The organism is Janthinobacterium aestuarii (assembly GCF_046113285.1).
Taxonomy (GTDB): Bacteria; Pseudomonadota; Gammaproteobacteria; order Burkholderiales; family Burkholderiaceae_D; genus Janthinobacterium.
Window position 1 is genome coordinate 1,312,083 of record NZ_CP142524.1, and the last position, 24,716, is coordinate 1,336,798.

Here is a 24,716-nt window from a genome sequence, read left to right on the forward strand (position 1 = left end):
CTGGAGCGACCGTGCGCACGCCCTGTCCACTTGGAGTAGTAGTAATGACATTGAGTTCCGTTTTACACGACGTTTTGCAGTTCATGGCCACTGGCATTACCGATCTGTCCGCATGGCAAGTTTTCCTGTACACCATGGTGGTCACGCACATCACGATCGCCAGCGTCACGATTTACCTGCACCGCCACCAGGCCCACCGGGCGCTGGAATTGCACGCGATTCCCAGCCATTTCTTCCGTTTCTGGCTGTGGCTGACGACGGGCCAGGTCACCAAGGAATGGGCGGCCATCCACCGCAAGCACCACGCCAAGTGCGATATGGAAGAAGATCCGCACAGCCCCGTAACGCGCGGCATCAAGAAAGTGTTCTGGGAAGGCGCCGAACTGTACCGCGCTGAATCGAAGAACATGGAAACCATGGCCAAATATGGCCACGGCACGCCGACGGACTGGATCGAGCGCAACCTGTACACCAAGTACAGCTGGCTGGGCGTGGTGTCGCTGTTCGTCATCAATTTCGTGTTGTTCGGCGTGATCGGCATTTCCGTGTGGGCTGTGCAAATGATGTGGATCCCCATCACGGCGGCCGGCATCATCAACGGCATCGGCCACTACTGGGGCTACCGCAACTACGACTGCGCCGACGCGGCCACCAACATCATTCCGTTCGGCATCCTGATCGGCGGCGAAGAGTTGCACAACAATCACCATACCTATGCGACGTCGGCCAAGCTGTCGTCGAAATGGTATGAAATCGATATCGGCTGGGCGTACATCCGCGCGCTGGAAATGCTGGGCCTTGCCAAGGTGAAAAAGCTGGCGCCGGAACCGAAGTTCTCGCACGGCAAGCTGGAAGCGGACTTCGAGACCTTGCAATCGGTCATCGCCAACCGCTACGACGTGATGGCCAAGTATGCGAAATCGATCAAGCATGCCTGGAAGGAAGAGCTGGAACACCTGAAGCACAAGGCCGAGCTGGAAAAGCGCTTCCTGAAATCGTCGCGCAAGCTGATGCAGCGCGAGCCGGGCAAGCTGGCCGACGCGCACCACGAGCAACTGTCGGAACTGTTCCAGCACAGCAAGGCGCTGGAAACCATGCACCACATGCGCGTGGAGCTGGGCGCCATCTGGGAGCGCTCGCACTTTACGCGCGAGCAATTGCTGCAGAAGCTGCAAGACTGGTGCGCGCGCGCCGAAGCGTCGGGTATCCAGTCGCTGCAGGATTTCTCCTTGCGCCTGCGCAGTTATGCATAGGTAAGCTGCCGCATATCGAGGCCCTGGTTTCCAGGGCCTTTTTTTCGTCCCGGCACAAGGGAAGGGGCGTAAAAATCAGGGCGAAAAAAAACCGCTCATCGGAGCGGCTCTTTTTACAGAACACAAGATCAATTACTTGATTTTGGTTTCTTTGTACGTGACGTGCTTGCGTGCTTTAGGATCGAATTTCATGATCTCCATTTTCGCAGGCGTCGTACGCTTGTTTTTGGTAGTCGTGTAGAAGTGACCCGTACCGGCGGTCGATTCTAACTTGATTTTGTCGCGGCCTGATTTTGCCATGATAGCTCCCTTATTCTGCTAATTAGACTTTTTCGCCACGAGCGCGCATATCGACCAATACGGCGTCGATGCCGACTTTATCGATGACGCGCAGACCGGCGTTGGACAAACGCAGGGAGACCCAGCGGTTTTCAGATTCAACAAAAATACGACGATTCTGCAAGTTAGGCAAAAAACGACGTTTGGTTTTGTTGTTTGCATGGGAAACATTGTTGCCGACCATCGGCTTCTTCCCAGTGACTTGGCAAACACGTGCCATGGCGCACTCCTTAAAGATATTCCAAATTGGAAAAACGAGAGTATATCCAAAATAAGCAGATTTATCAATGACTTGCGAAAAACAATTGTGTCATGTTGTATTGAAAAAATTTAACAATCTGACGTTTGCCTGTTCTACATAGGGAAGCCGCGGGTAAACCGCGTCGTTTACTGCTAGATAACAGTCCCTCTGCTGTCACGTATGTCCTTGTTTACACATGGTTAACTGTGAATCGGCTGGCGCCGGCTTAGATCTGGCCGTGCTCCGCAAACGAATGCACTTGCCGTCCGGCCACGACGAAATGGTCGAGGATGCGCACGTCCACCAGCGACAGGGCTTGCGCCAGCGCGCGCGTCAGTAATAGATCCGACTCGCTCGGTTCCGGCGTGCCAGACGGGTGGTTATGGGCCAGCATGACGCTGGCCGCGTTGTGCAGCAGCGCCTGTTTCACCACTTCGCGTGGATACACGCTGGTGTGGGTGAGGGTGCCGCGAAACATTTCCTGTGTCGTGATCAGGCGGTTCTTGACGTCCAAAAACAACACGTGAAACGCTTCATGCGCCAGGTTGCCCAGGGTCAGGCGCAAATAGTCTTTGACGGCGTGCGGCGAATTGAGGGCTTGTCCCGCCTGCAAGTCCTCGATGATGGCGCGCCGCGCCAGTTCCAGCACCGCTTGCAGCTGCGCGAACTTGGCGCTACCCATGCCGTGCACGGCGGAAAAACTCACGAGGCTGGCGCCAAACAGGCCCCGCAGGGAGCCGAAGTGCTCGACCGTGTCGCGCGCCAGCTCGACGGCGCTCTTGCCGCGCACGCCCGTGCGCAGGAAGACGGCCAGCAATTCCGCGTCCGACAGCGATTGCGCGCCATCCTCGATCAGGCGTTCGCGCGGCCGTTCGCCGGCCGGCCAATCCTTGATGCCCATGCTGTTCTCCTGTTTGGCACCGGCGCGCGCCCCAGTGTGGCCTTCTTTGACGAAGCCATGGGGCAGGCGCGGCCAGTGTGGCTTACAATATCGTTTTGCACCAGTTACCTGAAAACTACTATGTCCAACGAGCAACCAGCAGTCGTCACCGAAGCGGCTTACCTCACCCTGCATTATCGTCTTGCTACTGTTGACGGTACTGATATTGTCACTACCTTCAGCGGAAATCCTGCTACCTTGATGCTGGGACAGGGCCAGCTGGCGCCATTCCTTGAGCAGCGTCTGCTGGGCTTGCCTGAAGGCACGCACCAGACGTTCGAGCTGGCGGCCGGCGAAGGCTTTGGCGAGCGCAATCCCGAGCTGGTGCAGTCCGTTTCGCGCGCGACCCTGGACGAAAACTCCGTGCCGGGCGCCGACTACAAGATCGGCGACCTGGTCGACTTCGCCGCGCCGGGCGGCGGCCGTTTTGCCGGCGTGCTGCGCGAAATGCGCGAGGACTCCGCCCTGTTCGATTTCAACCATCCGCTGGCCGGCCAGCCGTTGCGTTTTGAAGTCAAGCTCATTTCGGTCCTGTAAGGAATAGCGATGGATAAAGAACTGTTACTGGCCCAGCCCCGCGGTTTCTGCGCTGGCGTCGACCGGGCGATCGAAATCGTCGAGCGCGCCTTGCAGCAATTTGGCGCACCGATCTACGTGCGCCATGAAATCGTCCACAACGCCTATGTGGTGGCCGACTTGCGCAACAAGGGCGCCATCTTCATCGATGACCTCGACGACGTGCCTGCTGGCAATACGCTCGTGTTTTCCGCGCATGGCGTGTCGAAAGCCGTGCGCGCCGAGGCGGAATCGCGCGGCCTGAGCATTTTTGACGCCACTTGCCCGCTCGTCACCAAGGTGCACATGGAAGTGGGCAAGATGCGCCGCGAAGGCCGCGAGATCATCATGATCGGCCACGACGGCCATCCCGAGGTGGAAGGCACGATGGGCCAGGCCGATATGGGCATGCATCTGGTGGAAACGCTCGAAGATGTGGCGAAATTGCAGGTCGCCAATCCGGAGAGCCTGGCCTATGTTTCGCAAACAACGTTGTCAGTTGACGACACCAGCGACATTATTGCGGCTTTGAAAGCGAAATATCCGAATATCGCCGAGCCGAAAAAAGGCGACATTTGCTACGCCACCACGAACCGCCAGGAAGCCGTGAAATTCATGGCGCCGCAAGTGGAAGTGGTGATCGTTGTGGGCAGCCCGAACAGCTCGAATTCGAACCGCTTGCGCGAAGTGGCCGAGAAGATGGGCACGCCTGCCTACATGGTCGACAATGCCTCGCAGATCGACCCCGCCTGGCTGGAAGGCAAGCTGCGCGTGGGTGTCACGGCTGGCGCCTCGGCGCCCGAGGTGCTGGTGCAAGCCGTCATCGACCGCTTGAAGGAGTGCGGCGTGAAGAGCGTGCGCCCCCTCGATGGCGTGCAGGAAGCCGTCACGTTCCCGATGCCGAAAGGCCTCGATGGCATCAAGCGCGACGTCGCCTGAGCCTGCGGGAGGATTGAGTATCGATGAAATAGTCACCTCAAAACAAAATTTAATTCGGAAATGATCGTTTTATTCCAAGTTTAGTTTTTGCAAAAGATCGTTATGATTGCCTCAAGCTTGAATATGTTGTCGTTATGACTAAGCAAGGTCACGCGCGTTTTGAGTGCGTGCACCATGCTGGTGAGAACGGTCCAGGGATGGCACTGCAGGATTTCTTCCTCCGGTGCCGTTTTTGTATCAGCGACATGTTCTGGTGGAAGTTGTTCCCGAAAAATGCATATTTGATAGGGCAATCATGGATACATTCATCCAGCAGATCATCAACGGCTTGGTGTTGGGCAGCATGTATGCCTTAGTCGCCCTCGGTTACACCATGGTGTATGGCGTGTTGAACCTGATCAACTTCGCCCACGGCGACGTGCTCATGATCGGCGCCATGGTGGGCTTGACCATTCTCAAGCTGCTGGGCATTTATGTGCCGGACTGGCCCGGCTATTTGAAACTGGCCACCGCCATCCTCGGCGCCATCCCCATTTGTATTCTGGTCAACATCTTCATCGAGCGGGTCGCCTACCGCCGCCTGCGCAACGCCCCCCGCCTCGCTCCCCTGATTACCGCCATCGGCGTCTCCATCCTGCTGCAAACCTTCGCCATGATGATCTGGACGCGCAATCCGCTGCCATTTCCCCAGTTGCTGTCGACCGACCCGCTGCACATCGGTGGCGCTGTTATTTCCCAAACGCAAGTATTGCTGCTGGCCCTGGCCGCCATTTCCATGGGATCCCTGGTCTTACTTATTGAGAAAACCAAGATGGGCCGCGCCATGCGGGCCACGGCGGAGAATCCTCGCGTGGCGGGCCTCATGGGTGTCGATTCCGACAAGGTCATCGTCGCCACGTTCGCCATTGGCGCCGCGCTGGCCGCCGTGGCGGGCGTGATGTGGGGCGCCAACTATGCCTCGGTAAAGTTTTCGATGGGAGCGCTTCCCGGGCTGAAGGCATTTTGCGCGGCCGTGCTGGGCGGCATCGGCAATATCTATGGCGCCATGCTGGGCGGCATCCTGCTGGGCCTCATCGAGAGCCTTGGTGCCGGGTATATCGCCTATCTCACCGCTGGTTTCCTCGGTAGCAATTACCAGGATATCTTTGCCTTCATCGTGCTGATCATCGTGCTGACCCTGCGCCCGTCCGGCATCATGGGCGAACGCGTGGCCGACCGCGCCTGACGTCATCCATAAAAACAAGGAGTTGACCATCATGGCACTACTCGATTTTGACGCTAAGAAAAATCCGACCAAAGCCTACGCCGGCATGCTGGGCCTGGCCGCGCTGCTGATGGTGTTCCCGTTTTTTGCCGCCCAGTTCGGCAATTCGTGGGTGCGCATCGTCGACATGGCCTTGCTGTACATCATGCTGGCCCTGGGCTTGAACATCGTCGTCGGCTTTGCCGGCCTGCTCGACCTCGGCTACATCGCCTTCTACGCCGTGGGCGCCTACCTGACGGCCTTGCTGGCGTCGCCCCAGTTCGCCATCCTGCTCGAATCGGTGGTAAATCAGTATCCCGTGCTGGGTGAAACCCTGGTGCAACTGATGGGGCCGGAAATCCGCGAAAACGGCGTCCACCTGTCGATCTGGATCATCGTGCCCCTGGCCGCTGCCGTGGCCGGTCTGTTCGGCGCCCTGCTGGGCGCGCCAACCTTGAAGTTGCGCGGCGACTATCTGGCTATCGTGACCCTGGGCTTTGGCGAGATCATCCGTATTTTCATGGGCAACTTGAATGAGCCCATCAATTTCACGAATGGCGTGCAAGGCATCAACATGGTTGACCCCATCCGCATCTTCGGCGTCAACCTGGCGGGCGAGGCGGGCAGCAACAGCACCGTGACGGTGGCCGGTTTTTCCATGCCGTCCGTGAACGCCTATTACTTTTTGTTTCTCTTCCTGTGCATCGCTGTCGTGTTCGTCACCAAGCGCCTCCAGCATTCGCGCCTGGGCCGCGCCTGGGTGGCCATCCGCGAAGACGAGATCGCCGCCAAGGCCATGGGCATCAATACGCGCAACGTCAAATTGCTGGCCTTTTCCATGGGCGCCTCGTTCGGCGGCGTGGCGGGCGCCATGTTCGCCTCGTTCCAGGGCTTTGTCGCGCCGGAATCGTTCTCCTTGACGGAATCGATCGCCGTGCTGGCCATGGTCGTGCTGGGCGGCATCGGCCATATCCCTGGCGTGATCCTCGGCGGCGTGATCCTTGCTTCGATACCCGAAGTGTTGCGCCATGTCGTCGAGCCGGCGCAGAAGGCGCTGTTTGGCGAGATCATCATCGACGCTGAAGTCTTGCGCCAACTGCTGTACGGTCTGGCCATGGTACTTATTATGCTTATACGTCCCGCCGGCTTGTGGCCATCGCCGAAGCACGAAGACCGGCCCGACCACGATGTCGACCAGCCCAACAAATCCACCGGCGTCGTGTCCGCGTAAGGGAGGGATAGCATGAGCGAACAGATCATTCTCAATATCGCTGGCGTAAATAAACGTTTCGGCGGCTTGCAGGCGCTCACCGATGTGGGCATTACCATCCGACAAGGGCAGATCTATGGCTTGATCGGCCCGAACGGTGCCGGCAAGACGACCTTCTTCAACGTGATCACGGGCCTGTACCAGCCCGACACGGGCACTTTCGAGCTGGCCGGCAAGCCGTATTCGCCGTCCGCGCCGCACAAGGTGGCCAAGGCGGGCATCGCGCGCACGTTTCAGAACATCCGCCTGTTTGGCGACATGACGGCGCTGGAAAACGTCATGGTGGGGCGCCACGTGCGCTCGCACCAGGGCGTGTTCGGCGCCATCTTCCGCCACAAGGCGGCGCGCGAGGAAGAAGCATCGATCCGCAAGCGGGCGATGGAGCTGCTCGATTTCGTCGGCATCGCCCAGTTCGCCAGCCGCACGGCGCGCTTCTTGTCGTACGGCGACCAACGGCGCCTGGAAATCGCCCGCGCGCTGGCCACCGACCCGCAACTGCTGGCACTCGACGAGCCGGCGGCCGGCATGAATGCCACGGAAAAGCTGGCCCTGCGCGAGTTGCTGGTGAAAATCAAGGCTGAAGGAAAGACCGTGCTGTTGATCGAGCACGACGTGAAACTGATGATGGGACTGTGCGACCGCATCACGGTGCTCGAGTATGGCAAGCGCATCGCGGAAGGCTTGCCGGCCGAAATACAACAAAACCCGGCCGTCATCGAGGCTTATCTGGGGGGATCGCACGCATGAGCAATATATTGAAGGTGGCGGGCCTGCACGTGGCTTACGGCGGCATAAAGGCCGTGAAAGGCATCGACCTGGAAGTCAACCAGGGCGAGCTGATCGCCTTGATCGGCGCGAACGGCGCCGGCAAGACGACGACCTTGAAAGCCATCACGGGCACCTTGCCTGCATGCAAAGTCGAAGGCACGATCAGTTACCTGGGCGAATCGCTCAAGGGCACGAAATCGTTTCACCTGGTGGAGCGGAAGCTGGCCATGGTGCCGGAAGGGCGGGGCGTGTTTACGCGCATGTCGATCCGCGAAAACCTCATGATGGGCGCCTACACGCGCACGGACAAGGTTGGTGTCGAAGATGACATTGCCAAGTGGTTCGACGTGTTTCCACGCCTCAAGGAGCGGGCGGCGCAGATGGCGGGCACCCTGTCGGGCGGCGAGCAGCAGATGCTGGCCATGGCGCGCGCCCTGATGAGCCATCCGAAGCTGCTGCTGCTCGACGAGCCATCGATGGGCTTGTCGCCCATCATGGTCGAGAAAATCTTCGAGGTGATCCGCAAGGTGTCGTCCGAAGGCATCACGATCTTGCTGGTCGAACAGAATGCCCGTTTGGCCCTGCAGGCGGCGCACCGCGGCTATGTGATGGATTCCGGCCTGGTCACCATGGGCGGCAACGCGGCGGCCATGCTCGACGATCCGCGCGTGAAGGCGGCGTATCTGGGGGAGTAAGGGCGGGAAAGTAAAAGCGCATAAAAAATGCCCCAGCAGGGCTGGGGCATAATGGCATCCGTCAGGGAAGTGCGGGATGGATGCCTGGAGGAGCTGGTACTAAAGTAACCCCCGAGGATTACTTAGCGGACCGCCGTGGCGGTCGCGCAGGAATTACTTGGCGGCAGCGCGCGGAACGACTTTTTCAGCCGCTTGCGTGAACTGGTTCACGGCCGAGGTCAGGTTCGCTTCGATGGCTTCGACGGCTTGCTTGCTGGTTTTCGAGAACTGCTCGTAGCCTGCATTGGCGTTGCCGATGGCGCTTTTCAGGATGGCAACGGCGTTTTCCGAACCGGCTGGCGCGTTCTTGGTGACTTCTTCCACCAGGGACAGGACTTTACGGTTGGTTTCAGCGATTTGCGTTTCAGCAGCTTTGCTGAACTCGGCTTGCGTGCCCGACGTGATGGCAGCCAGGTGACGGCCGTAAGCGATGGCTTTTTCGGCGCTAGGCTGGGCTTGAGCAGCGCTCAGCGAGAAGAATTCTTGTGGATCTTTTGCCGACAGCAATTGCTTGGCGGCGGCGGTCGATTCTTCCAGAGTCGCTTTGGCAGCGGTCAGGTTCAGTTCGACGATCTTTTCGATGCCTTCGAAGGCTTTGCCCGTCAGCGACGAGAACAGGGCGAATTGGGCTTCCAGGTTGGCTTTGGTAGCGGACGAAAATTGCTCAGGAATTGAAAACATATAAATCTCCAAAAAATCGAAATCTGGTTAATTTGATGCTGCGTGTACCGTTTGGGAAAGCAGGTGAATCTAAATTTTTCAAGCTGAACAAGAATTGTGCAACGCAACAAACCCTATTCTACGGCGAAAAAAAACGAAGTCAAGCGTTTCTTGTGCGATGCAACAATTGAATAGATTTGCATCAAAAGTCATTGTTTCTAAAGAGAAATATTTGATTTCTACGTGTCAATGGTTTATGTCTAAACTATCATTTCCAGTGGCTGCGGGGACGATCGCGGCGCAGCATGCTAGACTTTGCCTCCCGCACTGGCGCAGCTCTCCGGTGCCGATCCTGTTTCCCGAGTTGATACCATGTCCAATCTTCCCGCCGCGGCTGGCGCCAGCGGCAAAGCCTCCAAAACCCCTTTCCTGACGACCCTGGCACCGATGGCCTTGCCTGGTTTCTTCGTGTTGTTATGGAGCACAGGTTTTATCGTGGCCAAGTTCGGCTTGCCGTACGCACCGCCGCTGACCTTTTTGCTGCTGCGCTTCCTGGGCGTGCTGGTGATCCTGTTGCCGCTGGTGCTGCTGTTGCGCGCGCCGTGGCCCGTGGGGCAGTTCCGCCAGATCGCCGTGGCCGGCATCCTGATGCAGGCCGGCTACCTGGCTGGCGTCTGGTGCGCCATCAAGCTGGGCATGCCGGCCGGCCTGTCCGCACTGATCGTGGGCATGCAACCCGTGCTGACGGCCTGCGCCGCGCCGCTGATCGGCGAATCCGTGCGCCCGCGCCAGTGGCTGGGCCTGTTCTTTGGCTTGCTGGGCGTGGCCCTGGTCGTCTACGCGAAGATCAACCTCGTGGGCCTGACGGTGGAAAGCGTGCTGCTGTGCGTGTTCGCCCTGCTGTCGATGACGGCCGGCACCATGTATCAAAAACGCCACTGTCCGCAGTTCGACTTGCGCACCGGCACAGTGGTGCAGTTTGCCGCTTCCATCGTCGTGGTCTTGCCATTCGCCTTGTATTACGAAGGCTTGGACTTGCATTTCAGCAACGTCCAATGGACGGCGAATTTTATTGGCGCCTTGCTGTGGTCGGTACTCGTGCTGTCGATCGGCGCCATCTTCCTGCTGTTCGCCCTGATCCGCCGCAGCGACGCGACGAAAGTGACGGGTTTGCTGTACCTGACGCCGCCCACGACGGCCGTGATGGCCTGGCTGATGTTTGGCGAAGCATTTAATATGCTGGGCATCGCCGGCATGCTGGTGGCCGTGGTCGGCGTGGTGTTTGTAGTCAAGAAATAGCAGGGAGCAGCGCAGTGAGCAAGCCAGTATCTGAAACACAGGCGGCGCAGCAAGCCGTCGATAGCGTCATCCTGTCGCGCCGTTCGATCCGCGCCTTTTTACCCACGCCGGTGGCGCAGGACGATATCGCGCGCATCCTGGAAGTGGCGGCGCGCGCGCCCTCGGGCGCCAATATGCAGCCGTGGAAAGTCTACGTGCTGTCGGGCGAGGCGCGCCTGCGCCTGTCGCGCCGCATCCTGGCCGCCTACGATGCGCCGAAGGCGCCCGATGCGCCCGCGCGCACGGCGTCGTATACCTATTACCCGCGCCATTGGACGGCGCCGTTCATCGAGCGCCGCCGCAAGATCGGCCTGGACCTGTATCAGCTGCTGGGGCTGGAGCGGGGCGACACGGCCGGCATGGCGGCCCAGCATGGACGCAATTTCCAGTTTTTCGATGCGCCCGTGGGCCTGATCTTTACCATCGACCGGGTGCTGGAACAGGGTTCCTGGCTCGATTACGGCATGTTCTTGCAAAATATCATGCTGGCGGCGCGCGCGCGGGGACTCGACACGTGCCCGCAAGCGGCCTTCATCCATTACCATGACATCATCCGCGACGAGCTGGGCGTACCGGCCAGCGAAATGGTGGTATGCGGCATGGCCCTTGGCCATGCCGACCCGGACAAGATCGAAAACCGCCTGAGCACGGAACGCGAGCCGCTGGCCGGTTTTGTTAAATTCATGGACAAATAGACATTGCTGGCGATGGACGCCGGCAAACAGCCGCTCAAAGATGAGCTTGTTTGCTGATCACCAACGATTTGTATTTCAGTGCTGCAATAAATACTGTCGTAACTGTTAAATAGGCTTGCGAATACTCTGCATTTCGCTACACTGCAATAAGGCAACAGCTTCACGGGGAATTATCGAATGGCTAAGTTTAAACTTGCGCTGGGTATCCTGGCTTCCCTGCTGTTTGCATTGGCGCCGGCTGCGGCCGTGCACGCCAGGGAAGCGAACGGCAAATCCTCAGCCTCCAAGAAACACAACACCAAGAAAATCAAGATCGTGCTGCGCAAGGGCGCGACGGCCGCGCCACGCGAAAAGAGCGTGCGCCGGGTCGTCATGGTGCGCGGCAAACGCAAGGTCATCTATCAAAAAGTCAGCAGCGTGGCCGTGCCCATGGCCGCCCCGATGCCGACCATGGGCGACCTGGCGGGCCTGAACCTCACGCGCGATCCGCTCGATCTCAAGTCGAGCGTGGCGCTGGTGCTGGACCAGAACAATTCGGAAGTGCTGTTTGAAAAGAATTCGAATGTCGCCCTGCCCATCGCCTCCATCACCAAGATGATGACGGGCCTGGTGGTGGTCGAAGCGCACCAGGACATGGATGAAGTGCTGACGATTACGGACGAGGACGTCGACCGCGCCAAGTTCAGCAGCTCGCGCCTGAAAGTGGGCTCGCAATTGACGCGCGCGAATATGCTGCACATCGCGCTGATGAGCTCGGAAAACCGCGCCGCTTCGGCGCTGGGCCGCAATTATCCGGGCGGCTTGCCGGCGTTTGTCGACGCCATGAACAGCAAGGCGCGCCAGCTGGGCATGATGGATACGCATTACGTCGATTCCAGCGGCTTGTCGAAAATGAACGTGGCCAGCGCGCGCGACCTGGGCAAGCTGGCCATGGCCGCCTTCCGCCATCCGCTGCTGCGCGAGTACTCGACGGACCCGAAAGCCATCGTCGAAGCCAGCGGCCAGCCTATGCAGTTTGGCAATACGAATCACCTGGTGGCCAACCCGGGCTGGGAAATCGGCTTGCAAAAGACGGGCTTCATCAATGAGGCGGGACGTTGTCTGATGATGCAGGCCGTCATCGAAGGACGGGCCGTGATCATGGTCTTCCTCGATTCCAAGGGGAAACAGTCGCGTACGGCCGATGCGGGGCGTATGCGCAAGTGGCTGGAAGCACTCAAACCCGCCAACATGAGCCTGCCCGGCGGTTGATTAAGTTTCAATGCGAATGTCCAGGGCGGCGTCGACTGGGGTCAGACCCGTCGGGGGAATTTCCTCAACGGAGGAAATTCCGATCTTGTAAGACTGACCCCAGCTTTAGTCCTGTGGAATAAAACCCAGTGTGACGGAAATCTGATTCGCCGTTTCCACCAGGTCCACCAGCCACTCATCCTGCAGGCGGTCGGCGGGGGCGGAGATCGACAGGCCGGCGATCAGTTTGCCCGAATCGTCGCGGATGCCGGCGGCCATGCAGCGCACGCCCAGTTCCAGCTCTTCATTGTCGCGCGCATAGCCGCGCTCGCGCACCAGGCTCAGCTCGCGCTCGAGCTTTTGCAGATCCGTGATGGAATTCTTGTTGTGCCCGGCCAGCCCCGTGCGCGTGGCATACGCGCGGATGGCTTTCGGTTCATCGACGGACAGGAATAGCTTGCCCGTCGACGTCAGGTGCAGCGGGCCGCGGCCGCCGATGGCGCGCACCACCTGCATACCCGAGCGTTCGGAAAAGGCGCGGTCGATGTAGACGATCTCGTCGCCCTGGCGCACGGACAGGTTGATGGTTTGCTGGGTTTTCTTGTGCAGCTGGCGCATGAAGTCCAGCGCCGCTTCGCGCACGCTGAGGCGGCTTTTCACCACATTGCCCAGTTCCAGCAGGCGCATGCCCAGCCGATACGTGCCCGGTTCGATGCGGTCGACAAAGCGCGTCAGTACCATGTCGTTGAGGATGCGGTGCGCCGTCGAGGGGTGCAGGCCGGACACTTTCGACAATTCCTTCAGGCTGACCGGGTCGGAATATTTGGCCAGGGCATCGAGCAGGGCGACCATGCGTTCGATCACCTGGATCGTCGTCTTTGGGGCTGCGACCGGTTCAATTTTCATGATGGATTTGGTGCAATGCAGTATTCATGCATCTTTATACCATGATGTGAAAAAATAGTGAAATGTTCCGAGATATTCAGCGAATAAATTGTCACAATTCTCATGTTGGCCGTCATAATTGACGGCTGGATGGACTTTGAACCATGGAAAACTATGCAACCTGTCAATGAATTCAAGAGCAAAAGCGGCTTGAAACGGATTTTTTCCGCCTTTTTCTACTCGCTCGATGGCTTGAAGGCGGCCTGGCGCCATGAACACGCGTTCCGCCAGGAGCTGGGCCTGTTCGTCGTCGGCACCGTGATCGCCTTGCTGCTGCGCATCTCCTCCTTTGAAAAGCTGGTGCTGATCGGCGTGCTGCTGCTGGTGCTGATCGTCGAACTGATCAATTCGGCAATCGAAGCCGTGGTCGACCGCATCTCGCTCGAGCGCCATCCGCTGTCGAAAAACGCCAAGGACTTCGGCAGCGCCGCCGTGCTGCTGACCTGCATCCTGGCCTTTGCCACGTGGTCCGTGGTGCTGTTCAACCGCTTCTATTAAGCACTAAATCCCCGTTGCGCGCCGTCCATATGCGAAAATCGAATATCAAACGGCGAAACGCTTCGTTCTCTTTGCGGCCGCGGCGCCGTAATCTGGTGGCTCTGAAAGTTCAACCATACGGGGATCTTAGATGCTGTCGAAAAAAATCATCATTGCCGCCGCCATCAGCGCGTTTGCCGTTCTGCAAACGGCGCAGGCTGCCGATATCACCCTGCTCAACGTGTCGTACGACCCGACGCGCGAGCTGTACCAGGATGTGAATACGGCATTTGCCAAGGAGTGGAAAGGCAAGACGGGCGACAACGTCAAGATCAAGCAATCGCACGGCGGCTCCGGCAAGCAGGCGCGCGCCGTCATCGACGGCCTGGAAGCGGACGTGGTGACGTTGGCCCTGGCCTATGACATCGACGCGCTGGCCGAGCACAAGCTGCTGGCCGCCGACTGGCAAAAGCGCCTGGCGCACAACAGCTCGCCTTATACCTCGACCATCGTGTTCCTGGTGCGCAAGGGCAACCCGAAAGGCATCAAGGATTGGAATGACCTGATCAAGCCGGGCGTGTCCGTCATCACGCCGAATCCGAAAACCTCGGGCGGCGCCCGCTGGAACCACTTGGCAGCCTGGGGCTATGCCTTGCGCCAGCCGGGCGGCAGCGAAGCCAAGGCCAAGGATTTCCTCGGCAAACTGTATAAAAACGTGCCCGTGCTCGATTCCGGCGCGCGCGGCGCCACCACCACCTTCGTCGAACGCGGTATCGGCGACGTGCTGATCGCCTGGGAAAACGAGGCGTATCTCGCCGTCAAGGAACTGGGCCCGACCAAGTTCGACATCATCACGCCGTCCGTCAGCATCCTGGCCGAGCCGCCCGTGGCCGTCGTCGACAAGTTTGCCGACAAGCATGGTACGCGCAAGGTGGCCGAGGCCTACCTGAACTACCTGTACACGGACGAGGCGCAAGACATCATCGCCAAGAATTACTACCGTCCGGCAACGGACAAGGCGGCAAAGAAATACGCGTCGCAGTTCGCCAAGGTCAACCTGTTCACCATCGAGCAGGTGGCCGGCGGCTGGACGGCGGCACAGAAGGCGCACTTTGCCGACGGCGGCATCTTCGACCAGATCTACCAGCCTAAGTAATACCGGATGGCACGATTGCCAGACCGTTACTAAAAGGAACCATCATGGCGCTGCGCAGCTTTTCCGATTACCGGGTACTGATCGTGCCGGGCTTGCATAACAGCGGTCCCGAGCACTGGCAGAGCCGCTGGCAGCGCCTGTATCCGCAATTCGAGCGGGTCGAGCAGGATGACTGGAACACGCCCGACCTGGCCACCTGGTCGGCGCGCCTGGACCAGGTGCGGCGGCAAGATGCGCGCCCGACCCTGATCGTCGCCCACAGCTTCGGCTGCCTGACGACGGCGCACAGCCTGGCGCGCGACCCGCAGGGCGTGGCCGGCGTGCTGCTGGTGGGGCCGGCCGACCCCGACAAGTTTGGCGTGGCGAAGGCATTGCCGCAAAAGCGGCTGCCTTGCCCCGGCATCCTGATCGCCAGCCAGACGGACCCGTGGATGACGGCCGAACACGCGGCGCAGTGGGCGCGGCGCTGGAATTGCAAGTATATTGATGGCGGTGCGTTGGGCCATATCAACGCCGAATCGCGCCTTGGCGATTGGGTCTACGGCCAGGCGCAGCTGCAAACACTGTTTGATCTGGCACAAAGCGACAAGCGCCACCGTCAGGCAGCCTGATACGACGAACATCTTCGCCACACAACTTCTGAAGGAGATCACGATGACTTTACGCCTGGGCGATGTCGCCCCTGATTTTGAACAAGACAGCTCGATCGGTCCGCTCAAGTTCCACGAGTGGGCGGGCAATTCCTGGGTGGTGCTGTTTTCCCACCCGGCCGACTTTACCCCCGTGTGCACGACGGAACTGGGCCTGACGGCCAAGCTCAAGCCGGAATTCGACAAGCGCAACGTGAAAGCCATCGCCCTGTCCGTGGACGCGGCCGAGTCGCACAAGAGCTGGATCAAGGATATCGAAGAGACGCAAAATACGGTCGTGGGCTTTCCCATCATCGCCGACGTCGACAAGAAAGTGTCGGTGCTGTACGACATGATCCACCCGGAACAGTCCGTCACAGCCACCGTGCGCTCCGTCTTCATCATCGACCCGAACAAGAAAGTGCGGCTGATCCTCACGTATCCGCTCAGCACGGGCCGCAACTTCAATGAAATTCTGCGCGTCATCGACGCCCTGCAGCTGACGGACGGCTACACGGTGGCCACGCCCGGCAACTGGAACGATGGCGACGACGTCATCATTCCATTGACCGTGCAAGACCCGGACGTGATCAAGCAGAAATATCCGAAGGGCTTTACGGCCGCCAAGCCATATCTGCGCCTCACGCCGCAGCCCAACAAGTAATTCCGGGGTCAGACCCGTCGGGTCTGACCCCAGCATTTGTCTCGGGTATAAATATGTCTAAGAAGCAAAAACGCACCTCGCCGGTGCGTTTTTTTTCGTCTGCAGATTCTGCCGGCAAGTATGCAAAATCCATCTAAGCAAATGAGAAATGGTTAGTTCTTTTTATAACGATTGCATGTGATTATTGCGCCCTATAACTCAAAAATGTAATAAGAAGGGGTTTCCATGTCTGAAGCAACACTAGCGCCGCCCAAGGCGCGCGGAGCGCCGTTTCGGGTCATGCCGGGGTTTAAGCTGTCACTGGGCTTCACGCTCTTTTACCTGGCCTTGATCGTCCTCATTCCCTTGTCCTCGGTGTTCCTGAAAACCTTCACCATGACATGGGACGCCTTCTTCAGCGCCGTCACGTCCGAGCGCGTGATGGCCTCGTACCGATTGACGTTTGGCGCCTCGCTGATCGCCGCCCTGTTGAACGTGGTGTTTGGCGGCATCCTGGCCTGGGTGCTGGTGCGCTATAAATTCCCCGGCAAGCGCATCATCGACGCGCTCGTCGACTTGCCGTTCGCCTTGCCGACGGCCGTGGCCGGCATCACCCTGACGGCCCTGTATTCGTCTAACGGCTGGTTCGGCCAGTTCATCGAAGGCGTGCTGGGCATCAAGGTGGCGTTCACGCCGTTGGGCGTGGTGGTGGCGCTGACCTTCATCGGCTTGCCCTTCGTCGTGCGTACCGTGCAACCGGTGCTGGAAGACGCGGAAAAGGAACTCGAAGAAGCGGCCGCCAGCCTGGGCGCCAATTCCCTGCAAACGTTTATCCGCGTCATCTTCCCCACGATTCTGCCATCGTTGCTGACGGGCTTTGCCTTGGCCTTTGCCCGAGCCACGGGCGAGTACGGTTCCGTGATCTTTATCGCCGGCAACATGCCGATGGTGTCGGAAATCACGCCGCTGTTCATTATTACCAAGCTGGAGCAATACGATTACGCAGGCGCCACGGCCATCGCCGTGGTGATGCTGGTGGTGTCTTTCCTGTTGTTGTTGACGATTAACCTGCTGCAAGCATGGACGCGCGGAAAGGCGAAGAAATCATGAGTACGAATACGACTGCCGCCGCTGGCGTGGACACTGCGCGGCCGACAGCGCGCCGCTTCGAGCCGAATGTCGGCCCCGTCGTGCTGGAACCATTGTGGGTGCGCACGGTATTGATCAGCATCGCCTTGCTGTTTCTGACGGCTTTCCTGATCGTGCCCCTGGTGGCCGTGTTTGCGGAAGCGTTCAAGAAGGGCTGGGAAGCGTATATCGCCGCCATCATTGATCCGGACGCCATTTCCGCCATCAAGTTGACCCTGATCACGGCCGCCATCGCCGTGCCGCTGAACCTGGTATTCGGCGTGGCCGCTTCGTGGTGCATCGCCAAGTTCGAGTTCCGCGGCAAAAGCATTTTATTGACCCTGATCGACTTGCCGTTTTCCGTTTCCCCGGTGATTTCCGGCCTGATCTACGTGCTGATGTTCGGCGCCCAGGGCTGGTTCGGCCCGTGGCTGCAGGCGCACGACATCAAGATCCTGTTCGCCGTGCCCGGCATCGTGCTGGCCACCATCTTCATCACCTTCCCGTTCGTGGCGCGCGAACTGATCCCGCTGATGCAGTCGCAGGGCAGCGAAGAGGAAGAGGCCGCCATCGTGCTGGGCGCCTCGGGCTGGAACATTTTCCGCAGAGTCACCTTACCGAATATCAAGTGGGGCCTGCTGTATGGAGTGATCCTGTGTAACGCCCGCGCCATGGGCGAGTTCGGCGCCGTGTCCGTGGTCTCCGGCCATATCCGCGGCGAAACGAACACCATGCCGCTGCAGGTGGAGATTCTGTACAACGAGTACAACTTCGCCGCCGCGTTTGCCGTCGCCTCGCTGCTGGCCCTGCTGGCCCTGGTGACCTTGGCCCTGAAAGCCTTCATTGAGTGGCGTTTGAACGAGAGCGACGCCGACGATTCCGCCTTACGTTCCACGGAGCACTGATATGACCATCGCAGTTAAAAACATCCACAAGCGCTTCGGCGATTTCGTCGCCCTCGACAATATCTCGCTGGACTTTCCCGCCGGCGAATTGACGGCCCTGCTGGGCCCGTCCGGTTGCGGCAAGACCACCTTGCTGCGCATCATAGCCGGCCTGGAACATCCGGACAGCGGCCAGGTGCTGCTCGATGCGGAAGACGCGTCGAACCGCCACGTGCGCGAGCGGCAAGTCGGTTTCGTGTTTCAACACTATGCGCTGTTCAAGCACATGACGGTGTTCGAAAACGTGGCCTTTGGCCTGCGCGTGAAGTCGCGCAGCGAACGGCCGTCGGAAGACCAGATCCGCCGTAAAGTGAAAGATTTGCTGGAGTTGGTGCAGCTGGACTGGCTGGCCGACCGTTATCCGCCGCAACTGTCGGGCGGACAACGCCAGCGCATCGCCCTGGCGCGCGCCCTGGCTGTCGAGCCGCGCGTGCTGCTGCTCGATGAGCCGTTCGGCGCGCTGGACGCCAAGGTGCGCAAGGAATTGCGCCGCTGGCTGCGCCGCCTGCACGACGACTTGCACGTGACCAGTATTTTCGTCACGCATGACCAGGAAGAGGCGCTGGAAGTGGCCGACCAGGTCGTGCTGATGAACAAGGGTACCGTCGAGCAATTGGGTTCCCCAGAGCAAGTCTACAACCACCCGGCCTCGCCGTTTGTCTACGGCTTCCTCGGCAACGTCAACCTGTTCCACGGCCGCGTGCATGACGGCGTGATGGCGACGGGCGACGCCAGCTTCGAGGTGCCCGATTATGCGGGCGTGAGCGACAGCAAGGGCACGGCCTATGTGCGTCCGCACGACCTGGAAATCGACCGTTACACGCAGGGCGCCGAAGGCATCGTGGTGAAACTGAGCCGCGCCCATGCGATCGGCCCGCTGGCCCAGCTGGACTTGCAACGCGTCGATAACAGCGAGCTGATCGAAGCGGTGATGTCGAACGAGCGCTTCAGCCATTTGCAGCTGAAGGAAGGCGAAACCTTGGTAGTCCGCCCGAAACGCCTCCACGTGTTCGTTGAACCAACAAGAACCTAAAGGCTGAAAATATATGAACTTTCAACAACTGCGTTCGATCCGCGAAGCGGCCCGCCGCGGCTATAACCTGACGGAAGTGGCCAATGCCCTGTTCACGTCGCAGCCGGGCGTGAGCCGGCAGATCCGCGAACTGGAAGATGAGCTGGGCGTGGTGATTTTCGAGCGCAACGGCAAGCGCTTGACGGGCTTGACGGAGCCGGGCAAGGGCATTTTGAAGATCGTCGACCGCCTCCTGATCGAGGCGGAAAACCTGCAGCAGGCCAGCCTCGAATACAGCGGCCAGACCAGCGGCACCCTGTCGGTGGCGGCCACGCACACGCAGGCGCGCTATGCGTTGCCGAAAGTGGTGCAGGGCTTTCGCGCCGCCTTCCCCGACGTGCGCATCGCATTGCAGCAAAGCGCGCCCGAGCATATCGCGGAATGGGTGCTGTCGGGCAAGACCGATATCGGCATCGCTACGGAGGGCTTGAGCCAGTTCCCCGACCTCGTGTCGTTCCCGTGCTACCGCTGGAGCCATCTGATCGTCGTGCCGGACGGCCACCCGCTGCTCGAACATTCGCCGATCCGCCTGGAAGACCTGGCGAAATATCCGTTGATTACCTACGACAAGGGGTTCACGGGACGCGGCCACATCGACGATGCGTTCGCCAAGGCGGGCGTGACGACCGACATCATCCTCACGGCCATGGATTCCGACGTCATCAAGCAATACGTGGCGCTGGGCCTGGGTGTGGGCATCGTCGCCTCGATGGCCTTCGACCATGGCCGCGACAAAGGGTTGCGGGCGGTGGAAGCGTCGCATCTGTTCGCCACCAACACGACGCGCCTGGCCGTGCGCCGTGGTGCCTACCTGCGCGCCTACGCCTACGAGTTCATCCTGCAGCTGGCGCCGGACCTGACGCGCGAAGACATCGACCGCGCCATGGCGGGCGAGGAAGCCCTCTAGGCGATGGCCGCCTTTTGCGCGCGCGTCAGGCTGGCCACGGCGCGCGCGTAGCTATCCTGCACCAGTTCCGCCAGGTAATCGGTGGGGAAGCGCGCCACGTCGACGATGGTCACCCAGTGAAAGCGGCCCATGTAGCGGGCCGGTTTCACGCCCGGCATGTCCGTCAGTTCGATGAATCGTTCCGCGCTGACGCGCAGGCTGAAGCGCCACTGTTCCGGTGCGCTGGTCTTGAAATAGGCAAACTTCTTGCCGCTTACCTCATACACGAGGATGTTCGACGGCGCACCGTACAGCACGGCTTGCGCGCCGGGCAGGGCCGCGCAAAATTCCTTCAGTTCATCTGTTGTCATTCGTCCACCGCCATGAATTGTTGCGTGTTGCGGTCGAAGGCGTACGCCGCGCCGGCAGGGGCGTCCAGCAGCGCAATAAAACGGTCGTCCACGCTGAGCACGGCGCCCAGCGACACGAGGGCCACGTTGGCGCTGTCGTTGATGTAGTCGTCGCTCTCGTCGTTGGCCGTGAAGCGCCAGCCGCTGTCGTCGTCGTTGTCCGGCGCTTCGCGGTACAGGTAGCCGACGGGCGCGCCGTCTTCCAGCACGCGTTTCGTGACGAAGCACAGGCCCGCGTAGCGGTTGACGAGGTTATCGTCATCGTCGTGCTGGGTATTGATGATGTGGCGCGCCGCGAAGGCGATGGGGTCTTTGGCGCGCAAATCGGCGATGTAGCCGGGCATGTTGTCGAGCTTGCCCGTAAAGTGCCCATGCGGCTCGACCGTGTCGACCAGCACCCACATGCGCTCGGCGCCCGGCGCCTGCGGATCGTCGCTGTGGAAAGCGAAGATCAGCTTGACCACCTCGCCGGGGCGCACCTGGGCGATGGCTTCGGGCGGCGATTTATAGAATGTGTAGGGATGGCGCGCCGCCAGTTCGGCGGCGTCGGCCAGGTGCCAGCTGGGCATGGTTATCCGTCATCAAGAAGAGTAAACCCCATGGTAGCCGATTGCGTGTCAGGATGACCACGCATACCTGCAGGCTTGCCATTGCCGCTTGGCATGTGCTGATCTACAACAATCCTGCTTCCCCGACCAGCGCCCGGTCATGGCAAGGAGGGCGGCAAGCCCCTTCATAGCCGGACTCGGCAAGAAACTGATGAGACCGATTGAAAATACCAATGGTAAAATTTGTTTCTTTTATTGCATTTTGATTTCCTGAATGATATCTTTTGCTCAATCGCAAAAAAATATAACAAAAATATAATCAACATTGTGTTTTTTGAAATTTATCAATAGGGGAAATTATGAACACGACTAAACATGCTGTGCTGGGTCTCTGCCTTGCTGTCTCGGCTTGCCTGGCGCCATTGGCCCAGGCTGCGAACTGGGTGGAAATCACCGATCCCGCCATGAGCGGCTTCCTGGTGGGCGGCAAGACCGTCACCTACGGCAGCGTGGCAGCGGACTCGGTCTGGGTGTTTGACGGTGCCAACCCGTCTGGCCCGCAAAGCGCGGCCGCCATCCAGAGCTTGGTCAGCAGCAAGTTTGGTCTGCCATCCAGCGGCACCGGTTCCCTGGTCTTTGCCGCCCAGGGCGACCTGGAAAGCGGTAAGTCCGGTTCGTTCACCGTCAAGTCCAGCTTCGACTACCTGGCCGTGCACTATGGCCGTGGCGAACTGCTGTTCCACTGGGACGCGCCGCTGGCCGCCAATACGCTTATCACCATCAGCAATCTGCCGCGCGGCCTGAGCAATTTCCGCGCCTACAGTTCCGTCTCGGCCGTGCCTGAGCCAGCGACCTACGGCATGTTGATGCTGGGCCTGGGCCTGGTCGGTTTTGCCGCGCGCCGCCGCCGCGCCTGAGCCTGCAGCGCCTGCGGGCGCAAGACATGAAAAAAAGCCCGCGCATCGGAAGATGCGCGGGCTTTTTGCATGGCGGAGCGGTATTTACCAGCTATAGCCAGCCTTGGCGTAGTAATAGCGGCCGTTGAAACCGTTCGGCGCGAAGATGCTGTAAGGCTGGGTACCGTTGACGTTCAGGTTGCCCGCGCTCGTCACTTGCGCCGGATAGCGGTTGGTGACGTTGTCGATGCCGGCCACCAGGCGCCAGTTCTTGCCCAGTTTCACGGAACCGGACACGTCCAGCACCCATTGCGGGTCATACGTCTGGTCGAGCTTGACGTCGTTTTGCGGCACGGTGAAGCTGCCGTAGCGGGTCACGACGCCGTGCGCATTCCAGATGCCGAAGCCGTAGTCGGCCGCCAGGCTGAACTTGTCCTTCGGCGATGCCACCGTGATGCGGTCGATGCTCTGGCGGTCGATCAGTTTCAGGTTGTTGGCCGTCAGGATGTCCGGATTGCCGGCGATTTTCTGTACCGTGCTCTTGTTGTGGTTGTACGCCAAGGTGAGGTCGAGGCGGTCCTTGTCCTGCAGGTCGATGCGGTAGGTGCTGACGATGTCCACGCCTTCCGTGCGCGTATCGACGGCGTTGGTGAAATAGCGTCCCGAGCCCACAGGCGTGCCTTGTGCGGCCAGGACGTTTTTCAATGCATTGTTGAGGACCAGATTGGCCGAGAACAGGATGCGGTTGTCGATGTCGATGCGGTAGGCGTCCACCGTCGTGGTGAAGTTGCGGGTCGGCTGGAACTGCAGGCCCAGGCTGTAGTTGCGTGCCTTTTCCGGTTTCAGATCCTGTGCGCCCAGAGCGCGCGCCTGCGGCGTGTTGACGGCGAAGGTGCCCGTCTCGATCGGCGTGTTGACGCCGTTGACGACCTGGAAATTGGTGGTGGTGATGGTGTAGTACTGCTGCGCCAGCGACGGCGCGCGGAAGCCGCTCGACACGGTGCCGCGCAGGGACAGGGCGTCCGTGAACGCATAACGGGCCGAACCCTTGGCCGAGGTGGTGCTGCCGAAATCGCTGTAGCGCTCATGGCGCAGGGCCACGCCGCCCGACAGTTTCTTCGTCGCTTCCGCTTCCAGGTTCACATAGACCGACTCGTTGTGGCGCGAGTGGCTGCCCGCGTTGACAGGACGGAAGCCGGCAAAGCCTTGCGAACCGCCGCCCGTGTACGATGCTTCATCGCCGGCGCCGATGCTGTACTTTTCATGGCGCGCTTCGGCGCCCACGGCGACCGTCAGCGGGCCCGTAAAGTAAGACACGGGAAATTCGCGCGCCGCATCGAGGTTGAACACCGTTTGTTCGTTTTTCAGCGAGCCCGCATAGAAATGCGTGGGGCTGTTGGCGCCCAGCGACTGGTTGACCGTATTGTCCAGGTCCAGCTCGAACTTGTTGCTGCCGTAATTGAGGCTGGCATCCCAGCGCCAGCCGGCCGCTTCGCCGCGCAAGCCCGTCACCAGGGACTGGTCCGTCAGGGTGCTGTTTTGCAATGGCAAAAAGCCTTCCGGGAAGAGCGGCGTGCGCTGGACGAACTGCTTCGAATTATTCGGGTCCGTGATCAGCGCCGTGCGCCAGGTGGCGGCGGCCGACGTGTCGCGCTTGCCGTAGTTGCCGAAGGCATACCAGTCGAGGTTGTCGCTGATGTGGTATTCGCTGTTGAGGAAAATCGTTGCCGGCTTGCTTTCCGGGTCGCCATAGCGCTGGTTGACCTTGCCGTAGCGCGGTTCCAGCGGATTGCGGAAGTCGGCGCCGGCGCGGTTGGTCGGGTCGCGTTCCGCGACTTCGGCCGAGACGCGCACCCAGCCGTCCTCGCCCAGGGCGAAGCCGGCCGAACCCTTGATGGATTTTTGCTTGCCGTCGCGTTCCTGCGTCTGGCCATAGCCCACTTCGATATCGCCGCCGGCCGCGCCTTTTTTCAGGATGATGTTGATCACGCCGGCAATCGCGTCGGAACCGTACTGGGCCGCTGCGCCATCGCGCAGCACTTCCACGTGGTCAATGGCGGCCAGGGGAATGGCGTTCAGGTCGACCGGCGCCGAGCCGCGGCCCAGCGAACCATTGACGTTGACCACGGCCGAGGTATAGCGGCGCTTCCCGTTCACCAGTACCAGGGTCTGGTCGGGCGACAGGCCGCGCAACTGCGCCGGACGCACGGCGTCGCTGGCGTCGGCGCCCGTGGCGCGGGCAAAGTTCAGCGATGGCAGCAGGCGCGCCAGCACGGTGGCCAGTTCGCCCGAACCCGTGCTTTGCAGGTCACGCGAAGTGAGGATATCGATCGGCGATTCGGAATCGATGGTGCGGCGGTTCTTGGCGAAGGTGCCGGTGACGACCACCGATTGCAATTCGCCTTCGGCCGGCAGCTCTTGCTGCGCTTGCGCCTGCATCGGCAGGCTGAAGCAGGCGACCAGGCTGGCGGCGATCACGGTTTTTACGGGGAGGGCGGGACGCTGGGAGCGGGCGGTGCTTGAACTCATCGACGATATCTCTTCGGTTGTGGTTGCGCGGACCATGGCGGTCCGGTGATGCAATCAGATTAACAGTGGGCACGCGGCGTGCTTACGAATCGTTCTGTCTATCGATATGCAATAAATATCTGAAAGACGTCAACATGGTGCGCGTAGCGCATATGGCCTCGTTTCCAGCATACGACCGGGCACGGCAAGGCCGCAATGCTGCACAGCAGTAAATTGCTCAGTGTTGTATAAATGCGACTATCTGCGAT

General features: G+C 60.0%; 27 protein-coding genes. 19 read left to right on the forward strand and 8 right to left on the reverse strand.

Annotated features, from left to right (window positions below):
- Window positions 1-83: 83 nt before the first annotated feature.
- Entirely contained in the window at window positions 84-1,253 is a 1,170-nt protein-coding gene (locus tag OX462_RS05885; RefSeq protein WP_409027991.1) for a DesA family fatty acid desaturase, read from the forward strand.
- Between the two features lie 132 nt (window positions 1,254-1,385).
- On the opposite strand, the gene rpmG is transcribed toward OX462_RS05885, so the two are convergent.
- The 3 genes from rpmG to radC form a co-directional block, all read right to left on the reverse strand.
- Complete coding sequence (rpmG, locus tag OX462_RS05890) at window positions 1,386-1,553, reverse strand: 50S ribosomal protein L33 (protein WP_010400929.1); 168 nt, start codon at window positions 1,551-1,553, stop codon at window positions 1,386-1,388.
- 22 nt (window positions 1,554-1,575) lie between these two features.
- Window positions 1,576-1,812 (reverse strand): 50S ribosomal protein L28, encoded by a 237-nt coding sequence (rpmB, locus tag OX462_RS05895; protein ID WP_010400928.1) that lies wholly within the window; start codon window positions 1,810-1,812, stop codon window positions 1,576-1,578.
- Window positions 1,813-2,059: 247 nt separating this feature from the next.
- Window positions 2,060-2,734 (reverse strand): RadC family protein, encoded by a 675-nt coding sequence (gene radC, locus OX462_RS05900; RefSeq protein ID WP_070224500.1) that lies wholly within the window; start codon window positions 2,732-2,734, stop codon window positions 2,060-2,062.
- 120 nt (window positions 2,735-2,854) lie between these two features.
- On the opposite strand from radC, the gene OX462_RS05905 reads away from it, so the two are divergent.
- The 6 genes from OX462_RS05905 to OX462_RS05930 all read left to right on the forward strand — a co-directional run bounded on the left by OX462_RS05905 (window position 2,855) and on the right by OX462_RS05930 (window position 8,243).
- A complete protein-coding gene (locus tag OX462_RS05905; RefSeq protein ID WP_070224501.1) occupies window positions 2,855-3,310 on the forward strand; it encodes an FKBP-type peptidyl-prolyl cis-trans isomerase in 456 nt (151 codons plus the stop codon).
- 9 nt (window positions 3,311-3,319) lie between these two features.
- Entirely contained in the window at window positions 3,320-4,267 is a 948-nt protein-coding gene (gene ispH / locus OX462_RS05910) for a 4-hydroxy-3-methylbut-2-enyl diphosphate reductase (protein WP_070224502.1), read from the forward strand.
- A gap of 295 nt (window positions 4,268-4,562) precedes the next feature.
- Window positions 4,563-5,492, forward strand: coding sequence for a branched-chain amino acid ABC transporter permease (locus OX462_RS05915; RefSeq protein WP_121670291.1), 930 nt, complete (start codon window positions 4,563-4,565; stop codon window positions 5,490-5,492).
- Window positions 5,493-5,523: 31 nt separating this feature from the next.
- On the forward strand, window positions 5,524-6,741 hold the full coding sequence (locus tag OX462_RS05920) for an ABC transporter permease subunit (RefSeq protein WP_121671178.1): 1,218 nt from the start codon (window positions 5,524-5,526) through the stop codon (window positions 6,739-6,741).
- Between the two features lie 12 nt (window positions 6,742-6,753).
- A complete protein-coding gene (locus tag OX462_RS05925; protein ID WP_034747484.1) occupies window positions 6,754-7,527 on the forward strand; it encodes an ABC transporter ATP-binding protein in 774 nt (257 codons plus the stop codon).
- The gene (locus OX462_RS05930; RefSeq protein WP_121670290.1) at window positions 7,524-8,243 is read left to right on the forward strand and encodes an ABC transporter ATP-binding protein; all 720 of its coding nucleotides are present in this window, start codon (window positions 7,524-7,526) and stop codon (window positions 8,241-8,243) included. The genes OX462_RS05925 and OX462_RS05930 overlap by 4 nt, the downstream gene beginning before the upstream one ends.
- A gap of 153 nt (window positions 8,244-8,396) precedes the next feature.
- Here the strand turns inward: OX462_RS05930 and OX462_RS05935 are convergent, their stop codons facing one another.
- Window positions 8,397-8,963: a phasin family protein gene (locus OX462_RS05935; protein ID WP_070224506.1), complete on the reverse strand. Its 567-nt coding sequence runs from the start codon at window positions 8,961-8,963 to the stop codon at window positions 8,397-8,399.
- Between the two features lie 351 nt (window positions 8,964-9,314).
- On the opposite strand from OX462_RS05935, the gene OX462_RS05940 reads away from it, so the two are divergent.
- The 3 genes from OX462_RS05940 (at window position 9,315) to pbpG (ending at window position 12,226) form a co-directional block, all read left to right on the forward strand.
- On the forward strand, window positions 9,315-10,241 hold the full coding sequence (locus OX462_RS05940) for a DMT family transporter (protein WP_409027992.1): 927 nt from the start codon (window positions 9,315-9,317) through the stop codon (window positions 10,239-10,241).
- A 14-nt stretch (window positions 10,242-10,255) separates the two neighbouring features.
- Window positions 10,256-10,975: a nitroreductase gene (locus OX462_RS05945; RefSeq protein ID WP_409027993.1), complete on the forward strand. Its 720-nt coding sequence runs from the start codon at window positions 10,256-10,258 to the stop codon at window positions 10,973-10,975.
- 177 nt (window positions 10,976-11,152) lie between these two features.
- Complete coding sequence (gene pbpG, locus OX462_RS05950) at window positions 11,153-12,226, forward strand: D-alanyl-D-alanine endopeptidase (protein WP_070224508.1); 1,074 nt, start codon at window positions 11,153-11,155, stop codon at window positions 12,224-12,226.
- Between the two features lie 105 nt (window positions 12,227-12,331).
- On the opposite strand, the gene OX462_RS05955 is transcribed toward pbpG, so the two are convergent.
- The gene (locus tag OX462_RS05955; protein WP_046685991.1) at window positions 12,332-13,111 is read right to left on the reverse strand and encodes an IclR family transcriptional regulator; all 780 of its coding nucleotides are present in this window, start codon (window positions 13,109-13,111) and stop codon (window positions 12,332-12,334) included.
- A gap of 153 nt (window positions 13,112-13,264) precedes the next feature.
- Here OX462_RS05955 and OX462_RS05960 point away from each other — a divergent pair, with 153 nt between their 5' ends.
- From OX462_RS05960 to OX462_RS05995, 8 genes are all read left to right on the forward strand, one after another.
- Complete coding sequence (locus OX462_RS05960) at window positions 13,265-13,648, forward strand: diacylglycerol kinase (RefSeq protein ID WP_409027994.1); 384 nt, start codon at window positions 13,265-13,267, stop codon at window positions 13,646-13,648.
- A gap of 130 nt (window positions 13,649-13,778) precedes the next feature.
- Complete coding sequence (locus tag OX462_RS05965; protein WP_099408867.1) at window positions 13,779-14,783, forward strand: sulfate ABC transporter substrate-binding protein; 1,005 nt, start codon at window positions 13,779-13,781, stop codon at window positions 14,781-14,783.
- A 44-nt stretch (window positions 14,784-14,827) separates the two neighbouring features.
- Complete coding sequence (locus tag OX462_RS05970) at window positions 14,828-15,394, forward strand: RBBP9/YdeN family alpha/beta hydrolase (RefSeq protein ID WP_326456402.1); 567 nt, start codon at window positions 14,828-14,830, stop codon at window positions 15,392-15,394.
- A gap of 43 nt (window positions 15,395-15,437) precedes the next feature.
- Window positions 15,438-16,076 (forward strand): peroxiredoxin, encoded by a 639-nt coding sequence (locus tag OX462_RS05975; protein WP_070224512.1) that lies wholly within the window; start codon window positions 15,438-15,440, stop codon window positions 16,074-16,076.
- 279 nt (window positions 16,077-16,355) lie between these two features.
- Window positions 16,356-17,165 (forward strand): sulfate ABC transporter permease subunit CysT, encoded by an 810-nt coding sequence (cysT, locus tag OX462_RS05980; RefSeq protein WP_070224513.1) that lies wholly within the window; start codon window positions 16,356-16,358, stop codon window positions 17,163-17,165.
- Window positions 17,162-18,088: a sulfate ABC transporter permease subunit CysW gene (gene cysW, locus OX462_RS05985; RefSeq protein ID WP_409027995.1), complete on the forward strand. Its 927-nt coding sequence runs from the start codon at window positions 17,162-17,164 to the stop codon at window positions 18,086-18,088. Before cysT ends, cysW begins: the two co-directional genes overlap by 4 nt.
- A gap of 1 nt (window position 18,089) precedes the next feature.
- Entirely contained in the window at window positions 18,090-19,160 is a 1,071-nt protein-coding gene (locus tag OX462_RS05990; RefSeq protein WP_071075790.1) for a sulfate/molybdate ABC transporter ATP-binding protein, read from the forward strand.
- A 13-nt stretch (window positions 19,161-19,173) separates the two neighbouring features.
- Window positions 19,174-20,106 carry a CysB family HTH-type transcriptional regulator gene (locus tag OX462_RS05995; protein WP_070224514.1) on the forward strand — a complete coding sequence of 311 codons (933 nt, stop codon included), beginning with the start codon at window positions 19,174-19,176 and terminating at the stop codon, window positions 20,104-20,106.
- On the opposite strand, the gene OX462_RS06000 is transcribed toward OX462_RS05995, so the two are convergent.
- Together OX462_RS06000 and OX462_RS06005 are read right to left on the reverse strand one after the other, a co-directional pair.
- On the reverse strand, window positions 20,103-20,456 hold the full coding sequence (locus tag OX462_RS06000) for an MmcQ/YjbR family DNA-binding protein (protein ID WP_409027996.1): 354 nt from the start codon (window positions 20,454-20,456) through the stop codon (window positions 20,103-20,105). The two genes, OX462_RS05995 and OX462_RS06000, sit on opposite strands and share 4 nt — an antisense overlap.
- The gene (locus tag OX462_RS06005; RefSeq protein WP_070224516.1) at window positions 20,453-21,064 is read right to left on the reverse strand and encodes an immunity protein Imm33 domain-containing protein; all 612 of its coding nucleotides are present in this window, start codon (window positions 21,062-21,064) and stop codon (window positions 20,453-20,455) included. Before OX462_RS06005 ends, OX462_RS06000 begins: the two co-directional genes overlap by 4 nt.
- A gap of 338 nt (window positions 21,065-21,402) precedes the next feature.
- Between OX462_RS06005 and OX462_RS06010 the strand changes: the two genes are divergently transcribed.
- Window positions 21,403-21,960 (forward strand): PEP-CTERM sorting domain-containing protein, encoded by a 558-nt coding sequence (locus OX462_RS06010; protein WP_227742023.1) that lies wholly within the window; start codon window positions 21,403-21,405, stop codon window positions 21,958-21,960.
- Window positions 21,961-22,044: 84 nt separating this feature from the next.
- Here the strand turns inward: OX462_RS06010 and OX462_RS06015 are convergent, their stop codons facing one another.
- Window positions 22,045-24,468: a TonB-dependent receptor plug domain-containing protein gene (locus OX462_RS06015; RefSeq protein ID WP_409027997.1), complete on the reverse strand. Its 2,424-nt coding sequence runs from the start codon at window positions 24,466-24,468 to the stop codon at window positions 22,045-22,047.
- Window positions 24,469-24,716: the final 248 nt, after the last annotated feature.